The sequence below is a fragment of the Pelomonas candidula genome (assembly GCF_043555985.1).
Classification (GTDB): domain Bacteria; phylum Pseudomonadota; class Gammaproteobacteria; order Burkholderiales; family Burkholderiaceae_C; genus Pelomonas; species Pelomonas candidula.
In genome coordinates, this window is record NZ_JBIGIC010000025.1 from 1 (window position 1) to 23,104 (window position 23,104).

At 62.5% G+C, this 23,104-nt stretch carries 17 protein-coding genes and 2 pseudogenes; 7 read left to right on the plus strand and 12 right to left on the minus strand.

Annotation, left to right across the window (positions count from 1 at the left end; all coding sequences use genetic code 11):
* Positions 1-51: 51 nt before the first annotated feature.
* From ACG04R_RS27780 to ACG04R_RS27815, 8 genes and pseudogenes are all read right to left on the minus strand, one after another.
* On the minus strand, positions 52-2,271 hold the full coding sequence (locus tag ACG04R_RS27780) for an MSCRAMM family protein (RefSeq protein ID WP_394417843.1): 2,220 nt from the start codon (positions 2,269-2,271) through the stop codon (positions 52-54).
* A gap of 141 nt (positions 2,272-2,412) precedes the next feature.
* Positions 2,413-2,994 (minus strand): hypothetical protein, encoded by a 582-nt coding sequence (locus tag ACG04R_RS27785; RefSeq protein ID WP_394417846.1) that lies wholly within the window; start codon positions 2,992-2,994, stop codon positions 2,413-2,415.
* An 8-nt stretch (positions 2,995-3,002) separates the two neighbouring features.
* A complete protein-coding gene (locus ACG04R_RS27790) occupies positions 3,003-7,343 on the minus strand; it encodes a PKD domain-containing protein (RefSeq protein ID WP_394417849.1) in 4,341 nt (1,446 codons plus the stop codon).
* Positions 7,344-8,168: 825 nt separating this feature from the next.
* Complete coding sequence (locus tag ACG04R_RS27795) at positions 8,169-8,969, minus strand: hypothetical protein (protein WP_394417852.1); 801 nt, start codon at positions 8,967-8,969, stop codon at positions 8,169-8,171.
* Between the two features lie 891 nt (positions 8,970-9,860).
* Positions 9,861-10,157: pseudogene (locus ACG04R_RS27800) on the minus strand (DDE-type integrase/transposase/recombinase); the annotation flags it as partial.
* Positions 10,158-10,347: 190 nt separating this feature from the next.
* A complete protein-coding gene (locus ACG04R_RS27805; RefSeq protein WP_394417855.1) occupies positions 10,348-10,701 on the minus strand; it encodes a hypothetical protein in 354 nt (117 codons plus the stop codon).
* Positions 10,698-11,576, minus strand: a complete 879-nt coding sequence (locus ACG04R_RS27810) for a trypsin-like serine protease (protein ID WP_394417858.1) — start codon at positions 11,574-11,576, stop codon at positions 10,698-10,700. Before ACG04R_RS27810 ends, ACG04R_RS27805 begins: the two co-directional genes overlap by 4 nt.
* A 457-nt stretch (positions 11,577-12,033) precedes the next feature.
* Positions 12,034-14,403 (minus strand): hypothetical protein, encoded by a 2,370-nt coding sequence (locus ACG04R_RS27815; RefSeq protein WP_394417861.1) that lies wholly within the window; start codon positions 14,401-14,403, stop codon positions 12,034-12,036.
* Between the two features lie 11 nt (positions 14,404-14,414).
* On the opposite strand from ACG04R_RS27815, the gene ACG04R_RS27820 reads away from it, so the two are divergent.
* The 4 genes from ACG04R_RS27820 to stbB all read left to right on the plus strand — a co-directional run bounded on the left by ACG04R_RS27820 (position 14,415) and on the right by stbB (position 17,620).
* Positions 14,415-15,539 carry a helix-turn-helix transcriptional regulator gene (locus ACG04R_RS27820; protein WP_394417864.1) on the plus strand — a complete coding sequence of 375 codons (1,125 nt, stop codon included), beginning with the start codon at positions 14,415-14,417 and terminating at the stop codon, positions 15,537-15,539.
* 114 nt (positions 15,540-15,653) lie between these two features.
* Complete coding sequence (locus ACG04R_RS27825) at positions 15,654-15,881, plus strand: hypothetical protein (protein ID WP_394417867.1); 228 nt, start codon at positions 15,654-15,656, stop codon at positions 15,879-15,881.
* A gap of 624 nt (positions 15,882-16,505) precedes the next feature.
* Entirely contained in the window at positions 16,506-16,874 is a 369-nt protein-coding gene (locus tag ACG04R_RS27830; RefSeq protein ID WP_394417870.1) for a hypothetical protein, read from the plus strand.
* On the plus strand, positions 16,871-17,620 hold the full coding sequence (gene stbB / locus ACG04R_RS27835; protein WP_394417873.1) for a StbB family protein: 750 nt from the start codon (positions 16,871-16,873) through the stop codon (positions 17,618-17,620). Before ACG04R_RS27830 ends, stbB begins: the two co-directional genes overlap by 4 nt.
* A 148-nt stretch (positions 17,621-17,768) precedes the next feature.
* Here stbB and ACG04R_RS27840 read toward each other — a convergent pair whose 3' ends face one another.
* Positions 17,769-18,218 carry a tyrosine-type recombinase/integrase gene (locus tag ACG04R_RS27840; protein WP_474103941.1) on the minus strand — a complete coding sequence of 150 codons (450 nt, stop codon included), beginning with the start codon at positions 18,216-18,218 and terminating at the stop codon, positions 17,769-17,771.
* A pseudogene (locus tag ACG04R_RS28665) lies at positions 18,210-18,311 on the minus strand (phage integrase N-terminal SAM-like domain-containing protein); the annotation flags it as partial. The gene ACG04R_RS27840 and the pseudogene ACG04R_RS28665, both read right to left, overlap by 9 nt.
* A gap of 61 nt (positions 18,312-18,372) precedes the next feature.
* Between ACG04R_RS28665 and ACG04R_RS27845 the strand changes: the two are divergent.
* The 3 genes from ACG04R_RS27845 (at position 18,373) to ACG04R_RS27855 (ending at position 20,916) form a co-directional block, all read left to right on the plus strand.
* Positions 18,373-19,526 (plus strand): IS3 family transposase gene (locus ACG04R_RS27845; protein WP_394417876.1). Its coding sequence is split into 2 segments (ribosomal slippage): positions 18,373-18,613 and positions 18,613-19,526, totalling 1,155 coding nucleotides; the frame shifts between segments, so codons are not numbered across the junction.
* A gap of 192 nt (positions 19,527-19,718) precedes the next feature.
* Complete coding sequence (locus ACG04R_RS27850; protein WP_394417879.1) at positions 19,719-20,273, plus strand: hypothetical protein; 555 nt, start codon at positions 19,719-19,721, stop codon at positions 20,271-20,273.
* A 118-nt stretch (positions 20,274-20,391) separates the two neighbouring features.
* On the plus strand, positions 20,392-20,916 hold the full coding sequence (locus ACG04R_RS27855) for a toll/interleukin-1 receptor domain-containing protein (protein WP_394417882.1): 525 nt from the start codon (positions 20,392-20,394) through the stop codon (positions 20,914-20,916).
* Between the two features lie 499 nt (positions 20,917-21,415).
* Here the strand turns inward: ACG04R_RS27855 and ACG04R_RS27860 are convergent, their stop codons facing one another.
* Positions 21,416-22,396, minus strand: a complete 981-nt coding sequence (locus ACG04R_RS27860; protein ID WP_394417885.1) for a relaxase/mobilization nuclease domain-containing protein — start codon at positions 22,394-22,396, stop codon at positions 21,416-21,418.
* Positions 22,393-22,818, minus strand: a complete 426-nt coding sequence (locus tag ACG04R_RS27865) for a hypothetical protein (protein WP_394417889.1) — start codon at positions 22,816-22,818, stop codon at positions 22,393-22,395. Before ACG04R_RS27865 ends, ACG04R_RS27860 begins: the two co-directional genes overlap by 4 nt.
* Positions 22,819-23,104 lie beyond the last annotated feature (286 nt).

Sequence of the window (23,104 nt, forward strand, 5' to 3'; positions counted from 1 at the left end):
GCGACGAGGCGGGCTGACCGAGCTCAGCGCTACAGTTGTCCACAGCCGGCGTCAGCCGATGCCGGCCCCAAGCCCTGGGTCAAAGTTCAATCGGCAGGGTGGGTCAAATTTAGATCGGCGCCAACAGTCATAGAGCTCGTACTTCACTGCGGCGGCCGCAGCCACGCCGTCCTGCGCTCGGCCTAGCACGGCCGCGTAGATGCTGTCACCTTGCGCGACGTTGAAGGAATACAGCGAACGCTGGGCTGGGATGCGATTCACGCCGCTCACATCGGGACCGAAATCGATCACGCGCGACACCGTCTGTCCGTCGTTGCTAGGGCCGACGTCGACGGAAAAAGCTTGCACGCGGCCACGCCACCGCAGCTCGAAATCGTTGCGGCCCTGCCCCAAGAAGTCGGTGGTCAGCGTCGCCGTCGTTGTCGGCAGTTGCCCCATCCCGCACCAGGCGGGGCAAGAGGAATTCCTGACGAACAATTCCGCCCCCAAGGGACCGAAGTCGGCGGCACCGAGTACCGTCGCCCGCAGGCCGAGCTTTACTTGCGCTGGGCTCAACGCGAGCTGAAGGCGCAGGTTGTTCTGCATCGAATTCGGCGGGGCGGTGCTCAGATCGACCTCAATGGTCGCGCTGGAGCCGTCGACCGCGAGCGCCTGAAGTCGGTAGCGTCGCGGCTCAAGGTAGCGCCGGACAAAGGAACCATCGGCGCGGCTCGTCATGGTGCCGGCTGCGGTCCACGTCTGGATGCTGCCGTCGAAATAGCTGAGTTGAACCGCAACACCCGGCGCGGGCGTCAGGCCATCCGTGGCCACGACGATGCCGCTCAAGCCGCGCTGCGCGGAAAGCTCGACATTCAGTGCCCGCTGGCTGCCCGCAAGGCCGGTGTACACGCCCCCGTTGGCAAGAACCTCCGCGCCCACCTTCACTTGGTAGTTGAACAGCGTGTTGACCGGCAATCCGGCGAAAGAAAAGCGCCCTGACCCGTCGACTACTTGACGCATGGGAGCTGCACCTGGCTTGTCTTCCAGCAGTTCGATCGTGGCGCCCACGGCGGCCGTAAGGCTAGGCTGCTGCAATACCTGCCCCACAATGGCCGCCTGTGAAGCCGGGCTGGCGCCGGTCGCTCGCAGCGTGATCGCTGCGACAGCGCCGGCAGCCAGCAAGACCTGGCCCGGCACAGCGGCGTATCCCGCCGCATTGCTGACGGCCACTACCGTGCCTGCGGGGACGTCCTGAAATTCGACTTGGCCATTCGCATCGGCGGTGAGCATCGAAGGTGCAAGGCCAAGCGCGCGCGCGTAGGCATCGCTGACCCCGACCGACACGCCCGCTTGCGGCGAGCCAGCCGCATCGACGACGCTGATGCGCACCCTACCTCCCCCCTGCAGCACAATCTGTGGCGGCTGGCCATTGCCATTGGCGTCCAACCAAACCTTTGCCCCCCCCATCCGACGATTGACGCGATCCAGCACCAATAAATCGGCATAGCGCTTAACGGCAAGAGGCAGGCTGCTGAAACGGTAGTTGCCGGCAGAATCTGTCGTAGTCAGTAAGTCGTCGTACCCGGCGATGCTCAGACGCACCTCGATCCCTCGCGCGTCGCGGTTGTCTGCCTGAGCCACCTTCCCACTCAAGGAAATACTACTGACCAATTGCACTAGGCGACTACTCACCACGCCGTCGTTCTCGGCGGTGATTGTGATAATCGAGGGGACGGGCAGCTGAGCCGCGACCGACGACAGCGTGTCGGCCGACTGCAGATAGACGCGTCCGTCATTGCTCACGCCCACGAAGCCGGCGGACGAGGAGCGATACCCCGTACCTGACGTGCGCGCTGTCACGTTTTTCTCATTGCCATCGGCGTAGCGCGCCGTCACTTGGCCAGCGATATTGGGGTTGCCAGGGCTAATAACGTAGCTCGGCAGATCAAGCCGCAACTGAGTGGGCACGGGGGTGCTCTGGCCCCAAACAATCGGTCCGGACTGGACCAGCGACTGCTCAAACATTGGAAAAGCCAACGCCGTTTCGCCAACAGTGCCGTCATTGCATGTCACGCGAACTCGGAACGGCTGTGCGTCGACTGTTCCGAAAGGAACGAAGCCACTGCCCGGCAGGTTCGTGAGTACGAAGTCGCCGAAACTGGTCAGAGGAACGCTGCGGTTCTGAGCACTTGCGACGCATCCCGTGGGATCAGCTGCGGGCGCCGATGCCTCAGCCAAGAATGTCAGCGTCGCCCAAGCCAGCAGCGCAACAAACTTGAGCTTGGGAACCATGCTAGAGAACAAGTTGCACGTACCAAATGTTCTGATTGATCCGGCCGTCATGCATCCTCCACACCATTCACGCCCGACTGGGAGTAGGCGGACGGTTCGCCCTCTCTCCATCCAAGTGGCTTGCCGTTGCATGTATGGCTCTCATCGCAGTGCCACACCCTCAAACATGGAGTCCTGCACAACTCGTCCCGACTTGATTTCCTCCTTCATTCGAAGGGATGCTCCCTGCTTTCTAGGCTCCGCCGGCCGTCGAAAGGGCACATCACTCCGCATGAATACGGTGTACTTCTGTCCATTAATGGGAGGAGAAGAAAGAATCTCGGAGGCAAGCACTCTGAAGATAACGGACTCTCCGGACTTCAGCAGTACCTCCTTGAAGCTTGGGAATTCATTTGCATGATCTGCGGCATCGTGGCCGTTGGCGATAGTGGGATCCTTATTCAGAACAGCCCGCGAGCCGCTCAAATATATTCTCGCCAACGAAACTACGAAATAGCTGTCGAGCAACTCGAGAACGACTTCCTGCTTGCCAACATTTTCGATCCTTTGAGCGAATTCAGTCGTAACTCCGTCCGATCTAATACCTTTAACCAAACAGTTTGTGACCCGAATCGATTCGAGATAGATCACAGAATCTTCTGCCGAGCACTCTGGCATGAGTGTCTGCGCACCTGAATACAAAGGCAGGACGCAAACCACCAGCGCAAAGAAGTTCTTCATCATTGCTATGCCTATTTATCGAAAGGCGACTTGACGCAGCCGTTCGCCGCCCGCGCCTGATACAGCAGCCGCAACGTGCGTGACATGGCGCCAACTGAGCGGGCGTAGAACGTTTCCGGATTTCCGTGATCGTAATATCCAGCCTGAAGAATTTGCGCATCCTTAGTCGCCTGATGCATTTTCAATATTTCATCGTCAACCCTTTGTTGCATCCGAGCTTTCGCTGACGCAACGTCGTCCCCATCGAGAATAGGGGTCTGCAACTGGCCGATGACCAATTTAAATCTCTCCCAGGGATCGCTAACATATTTTTTAAACCGCGTATAATGCTCGCCTTCATGCGCAATGATACCCGCCAACAAATCATATACCGGCGCGTTTGGATCCTTCCACGAAAGCCCGAGCAAAAGGGCGACATCGGGGTTTGATCTTGAGCCTTCTGGATAGTGACTAGATGCAGAGGATCTCAAAGAGTATTCAGCGTGGTTTAATGCCCTGCATACATTTGCACCTCCAGCCAGCTTGGAAAGCTCTGCATCATTCAGCTCCAAATATTCATGGTTGACGGCAATCAGGACGTACGAACTAATGAAGGCCTTTGAAATCTTGAATTTCCAGCTCCCGTCGCTCGAACATTGCGGATTGACGTCGATGTCCCATATGGCAGGCTTCCCGGGGCTCGACTTAAATCCATTGAACAAACCCAAATTACCGCCGGGAATTGATGGAAGGTATTCCTGCTGCACATCGACAAAAAGGCTGTCAATTGCCTTTGTATTTTTCGAGAATTTCTCAATGCAACTTCCTCCTCGGCAGCGCATACAGGCATCCCCGTTACATGGCTTGTCATCCTGAGTTCGATCAGGTGCGCAATTAGGACATTGCGAGGAACCTTGAGCACTCATCTTCATGCAGTCGGGGCATTTGGTTGCCGCCGTTTTGCAGTTGTCGTAACGGCACACCCCGCCCCAGCCCGCCTTGGTTACACCAGAGCCCGAGTCGGTGGTCAACCACGCCCCGTCCGACGAAACGGTCGCCCGGCCCATCGGTACGTATTGCCCTAGATCGTGATCCCACTGCACCACAGGCAAGTTGTCACCTGGCTGCTCGTTTGTGCTGTTAGGCATGCGCACCTCTACAGGTGGATCGAAGCGCGTACCGGCCGGCTGGATAGTCCAAGCGGGGACGCCAAACTGCGCACCGCCGGCGGGCGGAGCCATGGGGAGTTTGTCAGCAGTGACAGGGCTCACGACAAGGGTGCCAGTGTGCGAGCCGTCGGGAAAGGTCACGCTATTGGCCTTGACCGTCATCCGAAATCCCTCGAGCCCGGGAATGGTGAGCACCACATCTTCATTGCCACCTACCACCTTAGCCTCGCTCGTGAGAAGGGCTGGCAGGTAGATCGCATGCGGCAACTCATTGCGCTGCCCACGTACCGCGTACGCTTCAAAATGGAGACTGGGCCACTGTGGCCGGGTGGGGTCGTTGCCCGGGTTGACAGCGCGCCCGTCCACGAACAGGTCAATGCGTCCCGCTGGCACGTTGGCGATCTCGAAGTACCCTTTGTCGTCGCTGGTGGCGAGCAGAGCTGTGCGCCCAATGCTGACTTTCGCACCCTGCAGTGGTTGACCCTTGTCGGAATAGATGAAGCCAGAAAACGTTGTAGGGCCTTCGCCGGACTGCTTGGCACGAATGACGAAGCCCCCGCCAGCCACGACGCCAACAGGGTCGCTGAAGTCCGCTGCTGCAGATTTAGCTGCCTGCACACTGATACGCACCACACCGGGCTGACTGCCCAACCTCGGCCGAACGGCGGCGACGCCGTTCTTGTCCGTGAATACAACGATGCTCTGACCGTCAGGAGCTACCGTTCCACCGGACGAATCGACGAACATCGCCTTCCCCTCCTCCACACGGAACTGCACTCGAACACCGGGAAGATAGTTGTCGCCGGAGTCGCGCACCACCGCACTCAGCAGTTCCATCACCTGCGCCTCGGTTTCGCCAATCTGGTTAATACCCAAGTCAGCGGTGACGCGAGCGGGGTCCCCGCGCAATGAGCTAGCAACGAAGAGCACCGACTCCCCACCCAGACCTCCAGCAACGGCACGCACCAGATTTGCAGCTGGACCACTTTGCTTGCCAACAGTAAACCAGGCCGACGCCTTGCCCTGCGAGTCGGTTGCCACGCTGATCGCCCGCGCTGTGTAGGCGGAATTCCCCGACGCACTTTGACCTTGAGTAGGGCTGAGCGAGCCGGTGCCACGCTCAACGATGAAGTCCACGCTCTGGTTGGGCACCGGCTCGCCGTTGGCATCCAGTGCCAACACCACCAATGGCTTGGGTAGTTCCGCTCGACCAGGAGCAGTCTGATCGTGACCATCTACGAGCACCAGGCCAGCCAGGCCGGTGTTCACGTGGTACAAATCCAGCGTCTGACTGCGCTCGTTGCCGAGGCTGTCAACTGCTCGCACCGAGATCCGGTTTAGCCCTTGGCCCAACACCAGCCGATTGAGTTGGAAATATCGATCTGCCACTACGGCAGCTTGTTCAGGCTGCCCATTGACGGAGACGAGAACTTGCGGCTCCGCCGAACCAACGCCGGCCTCCACGGCGTCGTTCACCATTCCCCGCACGTCGATCCACCCGGCGCGAGTGATAGCACCCGGTCGCGGCGACTCTACTGACAGGATGGGGGCAGTCTGATCCACATATAGACTCAACGAGGCCGAACCGGTGCGCCCCCGAGCGTCGGTCGCGACAACATTCAGCAGGTTGCTACCCTCGTGCAAGAAGAAGTTGGGAAAGCTGAAGCTCAGCCCTGACGAATCCAGCTGCGCTTGCTGCTGGTTGATGCTGACGGATGAAACTGGGCGAGCCAGCGAACCGGTCACTGTGATAGGTCGATCGACATTGCCTGTGAGGTTACCCGGGCTGCTAGCAAGAGCACGGCCAAAGACGGCCTTGTCGACCGGGGTGATGATGGTCACACGGGGCGGCGCGTCGTACTCAATGGCAACACTCGTGCTGCGAGTCTGTCCATCGTCGAACGCAGCCTCAACCAACAAGGTGTTTTGACCATCGGCTAGCGCGACCTGTGCTTGGTACCGTTGCCCACCGGCGAGCAACGCTCCATCTACCGCGGACATCTGCGCCCCGTTCAGCGTCACGCTGTTGGCGTGGCCCTGATTGCTGCCTACGTCCACCACGACGGATAGGCTTGGATTGACGACTGTCGGACCACTGGGACTTATGACATTGACCGTGTACGTCCGCGCCGCCGCTACCGAGAAGTCCCAGGTCGCCTGCGCGACCGAGCCAGCCGAATTGAACGCTGTCACAAGAACGCTGTGGCTACCCGCAGCGAACGCAGCGGCTGGCGTGTAGGAGATAGCTGTAGCGGTCACGTTGGCGAGCGCCGTCACGTCAGCGCCGTCCACCACGAGTCGAACTGAGCGGGTGTCAACTCCAAGTGGGTCGGAGTATGAGGCGCCGATAGCCGGCTTGGCACCGACGGACAAATTCGCTTCTACGCTTGGCGAATATCCACTGATGACCGGTGGAGGGTTCGGCACATTCACGACCTGGGTGGCGCTGAGCGAAGTCCCAGATGCATCGCGAACCACCAACGTGGCCGTGTAGTTACCTGCTCGGGGATAGCGCCATACCTGTACGGTGCCAGTGACGTCGACAACATCGACGACACCATCCCCGTCGAAATCCCATTCGAAGCGAGTTGCGTTGAATCCGCTGGAAACGGTGGGGGCAAAGGTCTTCCAGCTGCTGTCATAGCCGTCAGCGCGGGGCATCGTCACAAAAGCAATCTTCTGGGCAGAATCACCTATAACTGTCAGACTGAGTTCCGCAGTGCTTGCGGAGTAAGCTGGATCGTTGCTTGAGAAGGATGCCTTGATCAGAACGACGCCAGTCGGCAAACTATTGGGCGGCACCGTCAGAACAACCGACGCGACCGAGTTGGATTCGCAGCCGGCAGCCGTAGTAGTGCTGCTAGTGGTGAGATTCTTCGCATCGTCCCCAGGAGGAGGGCAGGCGTCGGGCGCATTTGCGACTTCTACGATCACGGTTCCCAAATCTGAACCGTTAGCGCCAAAAGTCACCGTGCCGGACGCGCCAGGCCGAACGGCGGCAGTTATCGCGACACTGCTGCTTCGCGAGACGGTGGTTGCCGAGGTAGACAACGTCAGCGACGTCAGTGTCTCCTCGCCAATTGTTCCAACGCCGCCACTCACGCCTGCCGCCGATGCGACAGGCTGTGCGACGACCGCGGCAAGCATCAGGCCCAGAACAGCAAACCGCTTGCCCAGGCCAAACGAACTCCCCCATCCCTGCATGACGCCTCCCTTGAGATTCCACCGATGACTCCATCGGCCCTGTCTCGCGCCGCTACTTATCCCGAAGGTAGGCGGCATTTATGCGGGCGGATTGTGGTGCTCCGGCCGTGAAGGTGCCAGGTCAATGACGAGGGAATAGTCACCCACTACCAGGACGGGAAATCCCGAACACATTGCGCTTGCGAGTGGCGTTATTGAGCGCACCCACCATCGACGGCCCGACGTCAGTAGTCCCTCGCAGCGTTCAGCATGGCATGCGCAATTACTAGAGGAAACGCCACGAACCGACCTCTGTTCCAAGATGGCGTCGCAAGGAACGATGCGGCCAAGTCGGCGACCTACTAATTGGATGCTTCGCCAGCAGGGTCACCTCTACGGCGACAGACGACTGAGACCAGAGGTGCGGAAGCAAGCAAACAACGGATGGCCAAGGCGGGAGCGCGGTTGGCGACACAGCTCAACGCCGCTTTGGGCCGATGACGGCGTTCCGCTCGAGCAGAGCCTCCGAACTACCTTGCGAGGATGACGTAGGAACTCCTCGGGTGGTACCCGTCGCTATTGGCGGCCGTCGAGGCCATCACACCCAAGATTGGCTGCGTGCCGCAGATGCTGAAGGAATGAGTCAAGTGCGCAGAGGTCGACGCCGGCGTGCTGAAGGGCGTGACGGCCAGCGAGGCGCAGCGCGTGAAGGATCTGCGCCAGGCCATCGAGCTCCTGAAGCTGACCAGCGCGTTTTCTCCCAGGCAGAACTCGACTGCCGCATCAAGTCCTGAAGGCCAACGCAGATCTTGCGCCCAATCAAAACATGGACCGCCCGGCCAAGTTCTACCGAACATCTTTGAAATCCGCCTCGGTCAGCACCGGTTTCAACAGCGCTTCCTTCATCCGCTCCATGCACCGCAGCGCCGCCAGTGAGCCCTCCGATTCGTTCCACATCAGCACGGCAGGCTCAGCGCTGTAAGCCAATAGGCGTTCGCCGTCATAGTGGACTTCGTGGATCGCCTCCCATGCGTCTTCGCCATGCTCGAAGCGCATGACCCGGTAATTCCAAGTCCGCCGCGGCGATGGCTCTGTATCCGTGGCCGACGCGGAAACCTCGGCCATCTCGACGAACCTGGCTATGTCGACGATGTCGCGGCCAAGGCTGGCGGCTGGGCGGATCGCTTCGTTCTCGCGGGCCGCCAACGCCTCGGTCCACAGGCGCGGGTCTGCGAACCTCAAGGTGAGGTCGAGCCCGACGTTCTCTAGAAGCATGCCGAGCAGCAGGAGTCGTTGCTCCAGCGTTGGGCAGACGCGCCCAAGGACAACCTCCAGTCTGCCCGGAACCCATTCAGCCTTGATGGCGAATTCCTCCGGCGTCCACGACCGGCCGACCCGACGGATGTCGAAACGAAGGGGGAGAGTCTCGCTGGTCATCTTCATGCTCCATGTGAATGCCAATTCGGCCGCCACCAAAGCTTGGTCTGGGGCGCCCAAGCGTTGAACGGCAACAGGATCAGGATAGGAATCGGCGCGGCGCAGCGTCAATGCGTCCGCCGGCGGTCTGCGGAGGCGCGATTTCGGAGTGCAGGGGTCGCGGTCGGGCCGCAGGTTTTGGGGAACTTCCGGCCAGGCTTTGGCCACCATTGCGGGGTCGCATCCGCAAGGCCTTGATGGCATTGAAGAACTCCCGGCCAAGGTGAAGTAGAACAGACGACTCTCGGCCAACGGTCGGCGAACGCGACCACGCGACGGAGCGGGCTCTCCCAGGGGAGAAAAAGTTGAAGCCGTTGCGGCCGTGCCGAAAGCGGCCAACCTATGGGTTCAAGGCCTCGGCAGCTTTTGGGTCAAGTCACAGATTTGCATGGCTTTTTTCATTAGATTGCTAGTTCGATCATGAGCCGGCAACGGCAAGTGGGCCAAAAGTGGGCCAAAGGCATCCCCGTGAGCCGGGACGCAAAGGAGTTTGGCGAGCCGCCGCGCGTGGACGTCTGCGTGGTCGCGTCCAGCGGCCGGTTCACGCTGGATGCCGTGGCCGCCATCGAGAAGCACAACCAGTCCGACACCGGGCTCTGAAGCGCCAACGCCGGGCCGGCGAAGTAGATGGCGTCGAGCTCGATGGTCGCGCTGGCCCAGTGCAGCCGGCCGTCGTCGTGGAAGAACTCCGTCGCCTTGAGCGTGGCGGTGAGCGCCAGGTAGTGCGGCTTTTTGTGGCTGACGTCCTTCACTTCCATCAGCTCGAAGTTGACGGTGTCCCGAACGACGAACCTCATCAGCCGCCCTTCCCTGCCTCAGCCGGCCCGCGCCCGGACGCTCCGGCACCAGGCGGCGCATCATGTCGACGGTCTGGGTGAGCAGGTGGATCCACTCCACGTGACCGCGGTTGGTCGCCTCGGCGGCCGCGGCGCGGGTGGGCTCGGGGTGCAGGCGCTGCAACTCGGCCCTGGCCTGGCTCGGTTGCGGCGTCATCGCCTCCAGCGCCTTCTGTGAGCCCTCCAGACGGGCCTCGGCCGCCACAGCCCGCTTATCGGCGTCGACGTCCGTGGTGCGGGCCTGCGCGGCGACCGCCCGGTACAGGTACTTCCACAGTCCGCCCGCGAGCACGTAGGTCTCATCGACCCGCCACGACGTGCCCACCGGATGCTTTCGCCGGCGAAACACCGCCGCAAGCTCCGGCAGCATCTTCACCGCCCTGCGGCGAACCGTGGCGTGGTCGACCAGCACGCCGCGCTCGGCCATCATCTCCTCGAGGTGGCGCAGGCTCAGCGGGTAGGCCGCATACCAGCGCACGCACACCAACATCACCTCCAGCGGGAAGCGCAGCCGTTTGATCACCCCGCGAAGGGTCGAGTTCTGGAGTTGGACGTGCGGGCCAGCATCACGGCATTGTCCTCGTCGGCCCTAACGCGACAGAGCCCTTCTACAGTCTGGCCACTCGCTGAGCGGCGCGGCACTGCGCTCCGCTTCGCCCGGTTTCCCTTAACGCGACAGAGCCCGACGGCGGGCCCTGAGACCCGCCGCCAATTCAGCGGGTGACGAATCCGTGGCTGATGATGTTCCGGTCGCCGGCGCAACCTTCGACGAAAGCGACGAAGCGCTTCCCCGTCGCGAACGCCGTCAGCATCACGGCGGTCACCTCCTTGAAATTGGGCTTCATGCGCTGGATGTGGAAATACTTCGAACCACAGCGCCCCGCTTGGTCGAGTTCGATGACGACGTCCGACGGGTCGGCAAACACGTTCACCGGCACGCCGTTCGTGACGCTCGGCGCGGGTTGAGACATGGCCGAGCCAGCGAGGGCGAACAGCGCGGCGATGAGGGCCAGTCGGGTCTTTTGGAATTTCATGGTGTCGAGCCTTTCGAGGGGAAGTGGGGTCACTGGAGGACGTAGTCGACGATGTCGGGCAATGCCCGAATCGCGGCGGAAGCGGGGTTCTTCGGATCGGGCGAGCGCTGTAGGGCCGCGCCGATCTCCTTGACGAACGGCTCCGTCGAGACGTACTGGCAGGCGCTTTCGCCGGTGGCATAGGACCAATCCGGATAGTTCGGCGGCGTGGCGACACCCGTCGCCACCGGGATGTATCCCGTCGCGGTGCAGGTCGACTGAACACCGGCGATGGCCAGGCCGCCGCCCCGGCCCCGGCGCGCCACCATCGTCGGCCCGCCGCTGTCGCCACCGGCACCCACCTGGCCGATGCCGTTGGCCTGCAGCACATACCGCGTCTCGCTGATGGACGAGGGTGTGAACGACGCGCTGTGATACGTACCACTGCCCTGCGCCCGCGTCTCGGACGGCGTGCCGACGACCCCTGACGCGTAACTGGTCAAGCCCCTGCCGTATTGCGTCACCGTGTCGGTGTCCTTCAGCCGGGCCCCGGCCCAGGTGGCCGGGTCGTCGTGCTGCGGGTCTGTCGCATCGGTGAGGTAGGGAAAGTTCTCGCCGTCCCAAGCCAGGTCGCCCAAGCCCAGATAGACCATCACGATGTCACGGCTCGGCGTGGGCCGGTTCACAGCGAACTCGTTGTAGTCGGTGCCATGCGCCGTGAACGACGTCCAGGCCGCGGTGATCCGGACCTGTTGTGCCTGCATCAGCGGGCCGTCGGGATGGCTGTTGGTGGAGACGCAATGCCGCGCAGTCAGCACCCAATATCGGTTGAGCAGCGTTCCGCTGCAGCCACCATTGACCGTCACGAGGCCCAGCCGCCGCTGCGTGGCCTCTTCGACGTTGTTGCCGGCAATGATGGGCTGTTGCACGCGGCCCGTGTTTTCACGCGGCTGGGCCTGTGCGGCTGGTGCTGCGGCCAACAGCGCAAGGAGCAGGGTGGTCCGCCAACGTAGTGGGGGAGATCTGAAGCCGTTCATCGAGGCACAGCCCTTGTGAGGGCGTTGGGAGTTCACCTGCCCTACTGAACGCGCCGAGGCTCGGGTCTTGGACACGCAAGACCGTCCTCTCCCTAGGCTAAGGGGGGCGGGGTTGCGGGCGGGTGAGCGCGAGGACGCTTGCTGGGGTTCTGTCGTAAGCGAGCGGCGAATTCAACTTGACTACCGATTGCGTACGCCCGCTACCGCGCGAAAAGAAGCCCTGCGAGTGCCAAGAAGAAGGCAATGGAGACCTCGAAGACTGGCTTCAGAAAAAGCTCCCAAGCATCAAGCGCTCTTTGCAATGAAAGAAGCCCGCCTAGAGCGGGCTTTCTTCTGTCTGATTGGGTTATCAGGGCTTAGGCAATGTCCGACCCGTCGTAATCTGGTTGCCCAAGACCTGCGTCGCCACGCTGACCCAGCCACTGGCAACCTTCGGATCCGCATTTGCAGGCTTGCCGAGCGCACCAGAGTTCAGCTTTGCAGTGGTGAAGCTGCACTGCGTTTCCTGACCTACGGCGTTGGCTTCAGCGCGCAGCAGCGTGTTGTTGGCGGCGTTCACCAGCGAGATGTCGCAGTTGTCCGCCTTCGAGCCGTAAGCGCTGCCCTGCGTGTAGCTGATGCTAAAGATGCCGTCCAGCACCGAGCCACTGGCGTTGCCGATGGCGGTATTGACGGCTGCCACGGAGGCCGGCGTGACCGCGGTGATGGTGGCGAACAGGTTGCTTGCGTTGGCTTGCGCGAAGGACTTGGACAGCGGCACCGCGTTGACCTCATAGAAGAAGGCCTTCACCACTGGGCCGTTGCTGGCCGCCTTGAGGGCCCAGGCGTAGGTGCTGCCGGGCTTGACCTGCGATTCGTCGATGCAGGGCGTACCCGCTGGCGCATTGGCGGCAGCCACGTCCGAACAGCTCTGGAGTGCGTCGCTGGTGCCATAAAAACCTGTGCCGTTGCCGATGACGAAGGTGTTCTGGAAGGGGTCAGCCGAGCGGTTCAGCGTCAGCTTGACGGACGCACCAACCGGAGCACTCGCGGTGCCAGAGTAGGCCACGATGCCGGGGCCGCGCACATCGACCGTGCTGACATCAACCATGAAGCCGGCCGCCACCTCACTGGCCACCGCGCCACGTTCGATGTGGAAGGCTCGCTCGCGCGTCAGCGTGGAGGTGGTCTCGTTGCGAGCCACGCGGGCCATCATGTGCATATCCAGATGCTGCGCACCGGCCCAGCGCCAGCCGCCGGGGCAGCCGGTGTAGGCCGCGCCCCTGACGAAGCTCTGTGGCTCGCCCGACATGCCTCCGCTGCTCACCTCCATGAGCACCCAGGCGCTGGTCGGGTTACCCGAACCGTCCACCATCACCGGCGAACCGCCATTGGCGCGCGTGTTGAGGATGGTGCTGACCTTGTTGGTCGTGGTCGAGTCCGTGAGGATGGCGATCTCGCTGCTGCTGAGCAGGCTCAGGTTGCGGCGCGCCAGATTCGTGGCCTTGATGATCAGGCCGGCGTTGAAGGGGGCCTCGCCGCTGGTCAACAGAGCGACGACGTCGGCCTTGGCGGCGCTGAAGCTGTTGAAGTTCGGATCAATGAAGGGCGAGACCTGGTCGGCCGTGGGCTTGGTGAAGCCGGTGCTCGGATACAACGCGGAGAGCGAGGCCAGGCAAGCGTTGATCTCTGGAAGCACGGTGGCGACCTTGTCGGCGGCATTGACCTGTGCCGTGCTCGGGGCCGTGACGGCCAGTGTGCCGCTGCTGCCGAGCTGACCGATGGTCTCGTGCGTGGCAACGAGCGTGACCGTGGCCTGTCCGCTGGAGTCGGGAGCCACCAGGATGCGATCGAGAACGCCGTCCATGCCCGTGCCATTCGCCGTGAAAGTGCCGTTGAGCGGGTCCGTGCCGGCCGTATTCAGCGGGGCGATCATGGTGGCGACCTGCGTCACGGCGTCCTTGAGCTTGGTTCCGGTGGTGGCCGCCTTGAGCGCATCGGTACAGGCCGTGGCAGCGGTCGTGCTGCCGCTGGCGAGGGTGCAGGCATCGATCAGGCTGCTGCCGCCCGTGGCGCCGGACGCCGTGGCCACGATCAAGTCGGTCAGTGGCGTGAGATTGACGGTCTGGCCGGCTGCCATGGCCACCGAGGTCAGCGAGACCAGGCGGCCACCCGAGCTGCCGGTGATGGTCAACAGGAAAGGCGCCGTCATGCCGGCCACATCGACCGTGTAGGCGCCCGTGCTGCTGTTCGTCGTGGCGGCGCTGGACACCTTGCCGTTGACGTCGATGGCGACGACGGTGCCTTGGATGGCGGCGCCGGTGGCGGCCGTACCTGTGACCGTGGTCGGCTGGACTGGAGGCGCGGGCGGATTGGCGTCGGCGGAGGACGAGTTGCTGCCGCCACCGCAAGCGGTCAAGGTCAGGGCGAGTACGGCAGCGGACAGGATGTGTAGGCGGGCGGTCGAGGTCGAGTTCATCTGCAGTGGTTTCTGCGCCGAGCGCGTGGTTGGTCTTGTATGCCGCAAGAAACGGACCTGCGGGCTGGTTTCATTCTGTTTTTCAGGCGCGGCCGCCCATCTCATCCAAATGAACGAGGGCGCTCGTTCACCTTCGCTCGCAATGTGACGTCTTGCACGCCAGGAAGGTTCGGCAATTTGCGAAGGCTCACTGCGCCGCCCCTGCCCTACCACCCTCCCTAGAATCGTGGCGCATTCGATTCCATTGAGGGCGGATTCCATCGGGAGAACGAGTGGAGAAAAGCGCGGCCGATGATTTCGACACCGTCGTGGCTGGCCTGTACGAGGCCGCCATACATCCGCAGCGGTGGCATTCGGCGCTGGCCGGTCTAGCCGCCTGGAGTGGGACAGACGTCTTCCACTTCCTGTGCTGGGACCCGATGGCGCAATCCGCGCCATTCAACGTCTTCACCGAAGGCGTGCAGCAGAATGCCATCGACGTCTACAACGACCACTTTTGGTCGGTCGATCCGCGACGCCGTCTGGTAGATAGCCTGTCTGTGGGGGAGGTGGCAGTCTGCCAGCACCACTTCACGGAGAGGTTCGTCTCCCGCAGCGAATTCTTCCAGGACTACCTGCTTCCTGTCGTAGGTCAGCGCTACACGTGGTTCACGCGACCTGTATTGGCGGGCAACCACGATGTGCTGCTCGCCATGATGCGCGCGGACGATCGTGGAGCCTTCCACGACGACGATATCCTGCGCACACAACGGATGATTCCTCATCTGCAGCGCGCCGTCAGACTGTGGATCGAGACGGAGCCTTTGAGAGAAGCCGCGGAGATCGGGCGAGAAGCGGCGAATGCCGCTGGCCTGGCGCTCTTCGGCCTCGACGAGTCCGGCCGCATCGTGCATGTAAATTCACACGCAGAGACGATGCTTCGAGAAGCACAGCACCTGATGCGGCGCGGCGCAATCCTCCAGGCCGCCCATGATGGCGACGCGGCGCGCCTGCGCGAGACGCTGGCAGACGTTGCGGTCACCGGCCTGGCCCGGCGTCTCGCGATGACCAGCCGAAGCGGGGAGCCGCACTCCTGCTTCCTCACGATCTTCGCGTTGCCGGCTGAAGCGCCTCTTCGCTCGAGGCTTGGGACGGCGAGGGTACTTGTGATGGCGCGCTCCCCAGGGCTCGCCGTGTTACCAGCGACTGAACAGCTGGTCAGCCTCTTCGGCTTGACAAGGGCCGAGAGCGCTGTGGCCCTCGCGCTGGCCAGGGGGAGGACGCCGGACGAATATGCCGCTGAAGCCGGCATCGGAATCAGCACCGTGCGAACGCATATGCGTGCCGTCTTCGACAAGACTTACACGCGGCGGCAGGCTGACTTGGTGCGGCTGCTGCTCTTACTCCAGACGGGCTGATGAACATTGTTCATCGTCGCAGCGCGCGTACTGGATAAGCGATTCGGCAACCCAGATTGACCGAACGAGGCAGCATCAGTCGCCGGGTCACACGGGGCAGTCTGGCGCGCGTCGTTGTCGCAGATGCCCACCGAGCGTGAAGAGAGGAACACCTATCTCGTCGCCTGGACGATCGGCCTCATGGGGCTGTACGCCGAAGCGGAAGACCCACGTTGGACGCAGGCCCTGACGGCGAGCGATGCCGGGCTTGCTGTGCGCTACGCGCTGGTGGAACTGAACGGTCTGCCGGACTGGCTGGCAGCCGTGGCCGACACGCACCCGCAGGTGGTCGAAGACATGTGATGGGGCGAACTCGACAACGAACTCTCGAGACCCGGCGGGGGCGGTGTTCGTGCGCTGTGATGGCTTAGATGCAGCAAACAAGCGGTGGGACAGCATCGTGTTGGTCCACGGGGCCGGGCTGTAGATTTCCTCCGAAACCCGCCCTCCTCTAACGCCTCCACGTCTGGGCTTATCAACGGACACGCCGCCTACGCATACGCAAACCCTGAGGGTCGCCAGATGTCATACCGACATCCATTTGCCGGCGCGCAGCCTATCCTGCCCTCATCTAGATTCGTCGGCATTTGTCTGACACCACAGCGCCAAAGGCAGGGGAGCCCGTCCAGCAGGCGAGGCGACTGGCACGCTAGACGTCCAACATCCGACTGTTAGGCGACGCATCGCTGACAGATGCCGCTGCAAAGGCGTGCCGGAGGCGCCTCACAGGCGCTGCCACTGACGCGAAACCGTACGAGCCTGTCGCCAAGCCGCGCCATATGCGATGGCCAAGCGCGCCTCGCTGCTGCAGACACGCTCGCTAGGCGACGAACTGCCGCCGCGCAAGGGCGTGATTTGCGCCCGAATGCCACCCGTTCGCTGCCCCACCGGCACCTAGATTGGTGAGGTCACACCCGCGAGCGAACCGTGCAGCTGCAACCCAAACGCCCTCCCGGACGTATCGACCGCAAGGCCGCGCTCTACGCGCTGGAGATCTGCCAACTGCGCAGCGCCGGGTACACGTACGAAGCGATCCGGGAAGCGCTTCGTGACGTCGGCATTGAGCTGAGCACCAGCACGCTACGCCGCGAAGTCAGGCGCCTACCTCGCCTGCAGCAAGCGCGACATGACGCTGCGCCATACGCGCCGCCCATTCAGGCCCGCTCCCCGGCGCCACCGCCGCCGCCAGATGCCCGCCCCACGTTGCCACCCACGACGCGCGGGCGAGACGCCGCAGAGGCCTTCTTCAAGGCCAACCCTTCCAACCCGCTGATGCGCAACCAGGAGATGTCATGAAACTCGCAGTCATCAACTTTTCCGGCAACGTCGGCAAGAGCACCATCGCCCGCCACCTGCTGGCGCCTCGCATCCCGCGCTGCCAGGTCGTCGCCGTCGAGAGCATCAATGCTGACGACGCCGAGCCAATGAAGGTCAAGGGAAGCCAGTTCGCCGAGTTGCAGGAGTACCTGCAGACGGTCTCCAACGTGGTCGTCGACGTCGGCGCCAGCAACGTCGAGGAGTTGCTGGACCTGATGCGACGGTATGACGGCAGTCATGCCGACTTCGACGGCTACATCGTGCCCACGGTGCCGGCCCGCAAGCAGCAGCAGGACACGGCGGCAACGCTGGCTGAGCTGGCCCGGATCGGCGTCCCGGCCGAACGCGTGCGGCTGGTCTTCAACCAGATCACGCACGACGCTCCCATCGAGCAGGTCTTCGGGACGCTGCTTGCGTACTGCAGGTCTTCCGGCCAGGCGCAAGTTCGGCTCGACGCCCGTCTGCACATGAACGAGGTCTACGCGCGGGTGCGCGGCGCCGCTCAATCCCTGAAGGAGATCGCTGGCGATCCGACCGACTTCAAACACCTGATCGCTCAAGCCAGCTCGACGGCCGAGAAGATCGAGCTGGCACGACAACTGGCCACGCAGCGCCTGGCGCGTGGCGTGCTTCCCGAGCTGGACGCCTGCTTCGAGGCGCTGGATCTCCAGGCGTTGGTGTTCCAGTGGCCAGGAGGCAGCCCCGAGGCCCAAGCTGCAGCATGAGCCCTCCTGGGACTTCAGCGGCCCGGCTTCGGGCGCGGCGGGTGCACAGGGTGGCGATCTGGCCGGAGCTGCGCGCAGCGCAGCTGATCAGGGCCGGCCTGTTCGCCAAGCAGGCCCGTTCACGCGCAGCGAGAAGGAGTCAGGCCTGCTAGACCTGGGCACGGGAGGGCCGCATTAGTCGAGTGAACCACGGGCAGGACGCGCCTGCACGCGGGTACTTGCGCTCCAGCGCGTGGGGCATCTCAACGCCCGCTGTCCCGGCCTCGATATCGGCCGCCCATATCAGCCGGGCGCGGCCCAGTTGATGCCGCAGTTCAGGTGCTAGTGACTGCGGCAGCATGACCACCCGATCCTTGGCGCCCTTGCCTTCGCGCACGATCAGTGCCCGCTGTGCGAAGTCCACGTCCTTGACCCGCAACTGCAAGGCCTCGGTGATACGAAGGCCCGTGCCGTATAGCAAACGGGCCAGCAGCAGATGCTCGCCTTGAAGCCCTGCCAGCACGCAACGCACCTCCTCAACGCTGAGCACGACGGGCAGGCGCCGGTGGCGGCGCGGGTGGCCGATCTCCTGCAGCCAGGGCAAGTCATGGCGCAGCACCTTGGTGTAGAAGAACAGCAGAGCCGACAAGGCCTGGCTGTGAGTCGATGGCGCTACCGAGCGGTCGTCGGCCAAGTGCGTCAGAAACGCCTCTGAATCGCCCCGGGTTCAGTAGACACCTTCGAGCCTCAAACTGAGGCCCTGAGGAGGTGCCATGACAGCGAAGCAACCCTACCCGGAAGAATTCAAGATCGAGGCGGTCAAGCAGATCACGGAGCGAGGTCATCGGGTGGCTGACGTCTGCGCCCGGATCGGCGTGAGCCAGCACAGCCTGTACAAGTGGATCAAGGCGTATTCGGCGCCGGCCGCTGAGCGACAGGCGCAGGCCTCGCAGACCGAGGAGCTGCGGCGACTGAAGGCCGAACTGCGGCGCGTGACCGAGGAGCGCGACATCCTAAAAAAGGCCGCCGCGTACTTTGCCAAGCAGTCCGGGTGAGGTACGCGTTCATCAAGGCGCACGAGTCCCACTACAGCGTGCGGCGCATGTGCAAGGTGATGCAGGTGCACCCCAGCGGCTACTACGCATGGAAGGCCGAGCCGCAGAGCTCGCGGGCCCAGGACGACCAGCGCTTGACCGGCCTGCTCAAGCAGGCGTGGCTGGAGAGCGGCGGCGTGTACGGCTATCGCAAGCTGACGCTGGACATGCGCGACCTCGGTGAGCACTGCGGCAAGCACCGCGTTGCGCGGCTGCTCAGGCTTGAAGGGCTGCGCTCGCAGACAGGCTACAGGCGCCGCCCTGGGGTGCGCGGCGGCAAGCCTGCCGTGGTCGCGCCGAACCATCTGCAGCGCCAGTTCACGGCGACCCAACCCAACCAGTCCTGGGTGAGCGACATCACCTACATCCGCACGCACGAGGGCTGGCTGTATCTGGCGGTCGTGGTCGACCTGTTCTCGCGACAGGTGGTGGGCTGGTCGATGGGCAGTCGCATCGACACCAGCCTGGTGTTGGATGCGTTGCTGATGGCGTTATGGCGCCGCCAGCCCAAGCAGGCCGTCACGGTGCACTCCGACCAGGGCTGCCAGTTCACGGGTCATGAGTGGCAGGCCTTCCTGCGCGACCACAACCTGGTCAGCAGCATGAGCCGGCGCGGCAACTGCCACGACAACGCCGTGGCCGAGAGCTTCTTCCAACTGCTCAAGCGCGAACGCATCCGTCGGCAGGTCTACGCCACGCGCAATGACGCTCGTGCCGACGTCTTCAACTACATCGAGATGTTCTACAACCCCAAGCGGCGCCACGGCACTGCCGGCGACACTTCGCCGGTCGAGTTCGAACGACGCCATTCCCAACGGCTCACGGGTGTCTAGGAAAACCGGGGCGATTCAGGTATTGGCCCAAGCAACGAGATGAGCCGTACGCAAAGTCGCAAATTTGCTGCAGAGATCTTGGCTAGTTTGGGAGGTGCAAATGTTTAACACCTTAATAAACCGGACGGCTTCCGCGCTGCGCACTCCAGCCGCCGGTTATCGCACACGTTAGGCTTCACGAGGAGAAGGCCGGTGACTGACCTCATCTCAAAATACAAAGAAGTCTGGGGGGACGATCCGAAGAAGTTGCTCGTTGAGTATGACTACCAGAACGAGCTAACGGCGAAGCTCGATACACTCAAGCCAGAAGACCTCGATATCAAGATCTTCTACGAGATCGTTCTATGGAAGCTGAACCGATTTCCGAGCATTCAGGATGATCTCCTTGGCGAACTCAAAGGTGTAGCGACGCTAAGACCTACACAGCACCGGGATGCCAAGCCCGTTCTGCACAAGATGCTGAAGAGCCCAGGAATCGCCTCGACGATCCTCAGGTTTCTTAATCCCTTAACTTTTCAGATCATTGATGACCGCGTTTATCGGATTGTTCATCCGGGTAAGGTGAAATATCCTGCCAAGCCGCAGAAGTTGAATGAACGGTATTTGAGCACCTCATCCGACATCTACTTCGATTACCTTGACGAACTGCACAAGCTATCGTCGCCAAAGCTGCCCTTTGAGCAGGCAGACCGAATCCTGTATCAACTCGACATAAAGCTTGGCAACAAGATTGGTACTGAAACCTAACTATTCCATCGAGAGGATGCGCCCCCGGCAAACCGGGCCCCGCCTCTCATGTCAAACGTTAGGCCTCGCCACACACAAACGGGCACCGCCTCCGGTCAATCCAACAAGTGAGATACGCGTGAAAGTCTTCATCTCGCACGTCCATCAAGAGTTCGCCCTAGCGAAGATGGTCAAGGAGCAGCTTGACCTGATCTTCGGGGCAATGGTCGAGGTATTCCTCTCTGAAGACACCCGCCTCGGCGACAACTGGTTGGCGAAGGTCAAGACGGCTCTTACCGACTCCGACTTTGTGTTTGTCCTCTTCTCTCCCACCTCGCACTCCCGGCCATGGATCAACATCGAAGCGGGCTACGGTGTCATGGCGGGCAAGCCGGTCGTACCGATCTGCTGCCTGGGACTCAAGAAGTCAGAACGGAACAGCACAACTCTCGGAAGGGCTGTCTGTCCTTACCGCCAGCCGCGACTACGAATCGTCCCTCGAAGTCAATGGTTCCGGCGTCTTCACATCGCTACTTTCGGACGCACTACGCGGTGGCGCGGCGGACCTCCGTGGGAACATAACACCGGGGTCTCTTTACGCCTACGTGGACGAGGCACTTGGTGCATGGGACCAAAGACCAATATTCCGGACCAACGTTACTAGCTTCGCGTCGCTGAGAAAGATTCCGCCAAAGGTTCCATTTGAAGTCCTACGGCGGATTACTCAGTACTTCTCGACTCCGGACGCCGAACACAAGCTCGATCCTTCGTACGAGGACACAGAAGCCGCTGCTGACGCTGCGAAGGTCAAGATCTTCAAAGACCTGCAGAAGCTCCAAAGCGTCGGCTTGGTCGTTCCTGTCGATGCCGAATTCATGTACTTTGCCGCCATCAACTCGACATCGTGCCGACTGACCGCTCTAGGCTATCAGTATTGGCGCCTTGTCAACGAAAAGAAGCTCTAAGTGCTTGGCGGGCTGCTGCAGCGCCAGTGAGGCCTAACCCATCCCTCAAGGGGCCTGCCTTCGGCAGGCCCCTTACGTCGAACGTTGAACGGCAGCTTTCAGGCGTCGAGTTCGACGAAGCGAAATACCGCAACCGCTGCGGAGCAGCCGCTCGCCGAGGGACGGATCGCTGACCCTGCATACTTCAGCGCATCGCATTCAGCGCTCAAGTTTCGGGCCAGCCACCTGGGAGATGTCCAGCCGCTGGACATGAAGCGGCTCGCGGGCCGCTTGCTCGGGCCGTCGATCCGCGGCCGTTCTGAAGACTGACGAACTTCGTACGAAGCCGCTGATCCGCTTTGCCAGTTCGCGGTCTTCCGCAGCATCTGAGGCCGCGAGCACCTTCAAGATGTGCCCCCAGCTGAGCATTGCTTCAGCCCGGCCGCGAGAGGCAGGCCGCATGGCCTTGGCTGCATCTGGCAGTACGCGCAGGCGCCCTGCTTCCTTCGCCTTGAGTCGCCACAAGGGTTCGTAGCTACGACTCTCGCCACGCGTTGCCTGGCGCGTGGCGTCGGCATCGATGCCCCACCCGCGCAGCTTCTCTGCGAACGTCTCACGCCAGCGCTGAAGATCAGCCTTGCGCGGGTTCAGACGCTGGCCTGATACGCCCTCCGCCTTCACGCTCAGGTGGACGTGCGGGTTGGCCTGATGCTCGTGCAGAACCATGACGTAGCGGTGCCCAGCCAGCTCGACCTGCGCGAACTCGCGAACGGCCTTCTGCAGCAGCTCGGCGTCCGTGCCCGCCGGCATCGACAACATGATGTTGAACGCCTCACGCCGATGTCCGACGTCCTCGATGAACGCTCCGCCGTAGCGCCACTGGTCCACCAGATCGCACACGGCGTCCTTGCCGGCGCGCACCACCTCGCGATCGTCTTCGATGGCCAGACGACCGTTCTTGCTGATGTAGCGGAAGTGCGCCGCAATGGCGCCCATGCCGCGGCCACCGCCCGTGACCTTGACCATCACCTGAGGCGCACGCCGCACCGTCGCCTCGATGCGCTGGCGGATCACCGCCGCCTTGCGCCGCATCATCGTGTTCAGCCTCGGCGTCGGTGGAGACTTCACCATGCGGTTGGCGGGATAGAACAGCCGTTCGCCCCACTGCACCAAAACGCCGTCGACCTGCTGCCCCGTCATTTCCTGCACCTCCTTGAAGGCGCCAGTTCGGCGATCAGCGCCGAAGCCTTGGCCAGGTGCGATCGCATGTCGCTGGCCAGGGACGTCAACCCTGCCCGGTGTCCCTCCAGCTGCCCTGACGGCAGGCGGTCCAGCAGCCGCAGGAACGCGTTGAGGTCTGCAGACATGGCGGCGACCCGGTCGGTGGACGCTCTCAGCGTGGCGACCACCGCGCCATGATCGGCGGCCAGCGGTGGCGCGGCCACGCCATCCAACAACGAACAGACGTAGCGCCCCTGCGCCACATCCGCGGCACGTGCGCGCCTCGCGAGCAACACCGCGTGCGCGGCCGACATGCGCAGCGTGACCTTGACGAGGCGTCCTGCAGACGCGTCGCTGGAGACTGCGATAGAGATGCTTTCAGGGCCGGCTTGGTCCAGCATGAGCGCAACTGCCCGCCGCACCTGCACGGCTGTTGTGGTGCCGTCTTGAGCGGCCCTCGCCTCAATGCGAGATCGCAGGCCCCGCAGATCTACAGCGATACGGTCCCGCTGATGGCGTGCCCTCCCCAACGCAGGACGAGAAGCACGATCAGAAGGCGTGCTGTTGGCGCCGATCTAAATTTGACCCACCCTGCCGATTGAACTTTGACCCAGGGCTTGGGGCCGGCATCGGCTGACGCCGGCTGTGGACAACTGTAGCGCTGAGCTCGGTCAGCCCGCCTCGTCG